The following is a 2,394-nucleotide window of genomic DNA, read 5'->3' on the forward strand; positions in this document are numbered from 1 at the left end:
CACCTTTGCTGACCCCGGCTTCACGCGCGACGGCGTTTAATGAGAGTGCGGCAATGCCATCTCTGCCGGCAATCATCGCCGCGGACTCAAGCAGTTGGCGATGCAGGCGGACGGGATCTTTTTTGCGATGCTGAGCTTCCGTTTTCATGGACGAGATCATACCGACCAGACGGTATGATTATTCTTGATAGCGATCAAGATGAGGGCCAGCGTCATGAGGTGGATTGTCGTTATTGCGTGGAGGCTCACAATTAACATTATTCATGTTGGTGGTATTCGTTGTGCGCGAATACCACCATGAAAGATTCACATCGTGTTCAAATGGATTGCCAGCCCGCTTTCCCCGGCTGCCAGTTCCGGGCGAAGCGCCAGGGATGGGATTAGATAGTCGCCGTGATTTTGCCGACGGAACGGGATGGGCGTGTCTTCCCCCAGCGTATCTAGTCGCAGTCCCAGCTCTCGGCACTGTTGCGCAAAGCGCTGCTGGTCTGTTTTTTCCGTACGGTAAAACACCAGTGGTGGCAGCACCTCAAAGCCGGGGTAAAACAGCATTCCGTGCTGGATCGGAAACAGAATATCGTTAATCGGTCCGTTAATTCCCCGTGGGGCGTAATGTTCCTCCCATCCGCCGGTAGTGACAACCAGCATTGCCCGTTTACCGGTCAGGGTACCTTCGCCGTAACGGTCGCCCCAGTGGCGGTCGCTGTGTTCCCCGACACCATAGGCAAAACCATAGGCGTAAACCCGGTCAATCCAGCCCTTCATTATTGCCGGCATCGAGAACCACCACAGCGGAAACTGGAAAACCACCGTATCCGCCCACAGCAGCTTCTCTTGTTCCGCAACGATATCCGCGCTTTGGGTTCCCTGTTCAAAGGCCTGCTTTGAATCGAGCGTCGAGCGCCAGAACTCGCCGACCGGCGGAGCCGTGCTGTCGTCAGCATCAAAACCTGCTTTCCAGCGCATGGCGTAGAGATCGGAAACCTGCACCTCATGACCGGAATTTTGCAGGTGCTGGACGGCAAAATCTTTGAGCGCACCGTTCAGGGAGCGCGGCTCCGGATGGGCGTAAATCAGCAGTACTTTCATGATAATCACCTCTGAGTGATGGAAAGCTGCAGAGTAGGTGGTTGGTCGCTATAGTGGAAATTAATTACTTAAATCTCAGGTATAGCTGTGATTAATTTACATCGTCTGGATCTCAACCTGCTGCGCACGCTCGATGTGTTGCTGAGTGAGAATAACGTCACGCGCGCCGCGCAACGGCTCAATCTGTCGCAGCCGTCGGTCAGCATCCAGCTGGCGCGCCTGCGGGAAATTTTTGCCGACCCGCTACTATTACCAGGGCCACGTGGGATGCTGCCCACCGCCCGTGCCGATGCGCTACGCGGGCCGCTACGTGATGCACTACTGGCGCTGGAGTTGGCGGTAGCTCCCGCCGACATCTTCGAACCGCTGACGGCGACACAGACCTGGCGAATTGCGGCTACGGACTATATGGCCTCGGCGATTGTGCTGCCGGCGCTGAAAACCCTACGTAGCGCTTCCCCGTCAAGCCGACTGGCGATCTTCGAGCTCCAGCCTTCCCGTCTGGTCCAGCAGGCGGAGCGTGACGAGGTCGATCTGTTCTTTCATACCCGTGACGGTGCCCCGCAGGAGCTACATCAGCGGCTGTTGTTCAGCGAGCGTTACGTGCTGGCGGGCAGATCGGGACATCCCGCGCTGCAGGCGTCTTTGGATCTGGCGCAGTTTTGCCAGTTGGATCAGGTTATTGTCTCTCCGGACGGCGGTGGTTTCAGCGCCGCAACCGATACTGCACTGGCCAACCTTGGGTATTCGCGGCGGGTTGTCCTTTCAGTGCCACATTTCCTGTTTATGCTGGAAACGCTGCGTAGCAGCGATCTGGTTGCTATGTTGCCGGAGCGGCTGCTGCGCGGTATGAGCGGACTGACGGTTATCGAACCACCGCTGGCAATTGCCGGGTTTGATATGCTGATGCTGTGGCACGAGCGCTGGCACCGTGACCCGGCGCACCGCTGGCTGCGCCAGCAGATTGTGAGGTCATTAGAGGATAAGTCATGTTAAGCGGATTAAATCATCTGACCCTGGCGGTCAGCGAGCTGGCGTCGAGCGTCGTATTTTATCAGCAGCTGTTAGGGATGAAACTGCACGCCCGCTGGGACAACGGTGCCTATCTTTCCTGTGGCGATCTGTGGCTGTGTCTGTCGCTGGACCCGCAGCGGCGCGTGACCCCACCGGAAGAGAGCGACTACACCCACTACGCGTTTAGTGTTACCGAGGCCGATTTCGCCGGGTTTGCTGCGCGACTGGAGGTGGCCGGCGTGGCGGTGTGGAAGGTGAACCGCAGCGAAGGAGCATCGCATTACTTCCTCG

4 protein-coding genes are annotated in these 2,394 nt (G+C 57.5%); 2 read left to right on the forward strand and 2 right to left on the reverse strand.

Translation table 11 applies throughout. From position 1 onward, the window contains the following. A partial coding sequence (locus ACK5JN_RS18380; protein WP_416871470.1) for a TetR family transcriptional regulator occupies positions 1-160 on the reverse strand: 160 nt, incomplete at its 3' end. Positions 161-306: 146 nt separating this feature from the next. Beyond that, positions 307-1,089, reverse strand: a complete 783-nt coding sequence (locus tag ACK5JN_RS18385) for an NAD(P)H-dependent oxidoreductase (protein ID WP_416871467.1) — start codon at positions 1,087-1,089, stop codon at positions 307-309. Between the two features lie 87 nt (positions 1,090-1,176). Here ACK5JN_RS18385 and ACK5JN_RS18390 point away from each other — a divergent pair, with 87 nt between their 5' ends. Beyond that, positions 1,177-2,085 carry a LysR family transcriptional regulator gene (locus ACK5JN_RS18390; RefSeq protein WP_416871468.1) on the forward strand — a complete coding sequence of 303 codons (909 nt, stop codon included), beginning with the start codon at positions 1,177-1,179 and terminating at the stop codon, positions 2,083-2,085. Beyond that, the coding region (locus tag ACK5JN_RS18395; RefSeq protein WP_416871469.1) for a VOC family protein at positions 2,079-2,394 on the forward strand (316 nt) is incomplete at its 3' end. The genes ACK5JN_RS18390 and ACK5JN_RS18395, both read left to right, overlap by 7 nt.

The organism is Kluyvera sp., assembly GCF_047971185.1.
Classification (GTDB): Bacteria; Pseudomonadota; Gammaproteobacteria; order Enterobacterales; family Enterobacteriaceae; genus Kluyvera.

Coding starts and splice junctions, on each gene's coding strand:
- ACK5JN_RS18385 (WP_416871467.1), bottom strand. CDS start 1,089: ATGAAAGTACTGCTGATTTACGCCCATCCGGAGCCGCGCTCCCTGAAC.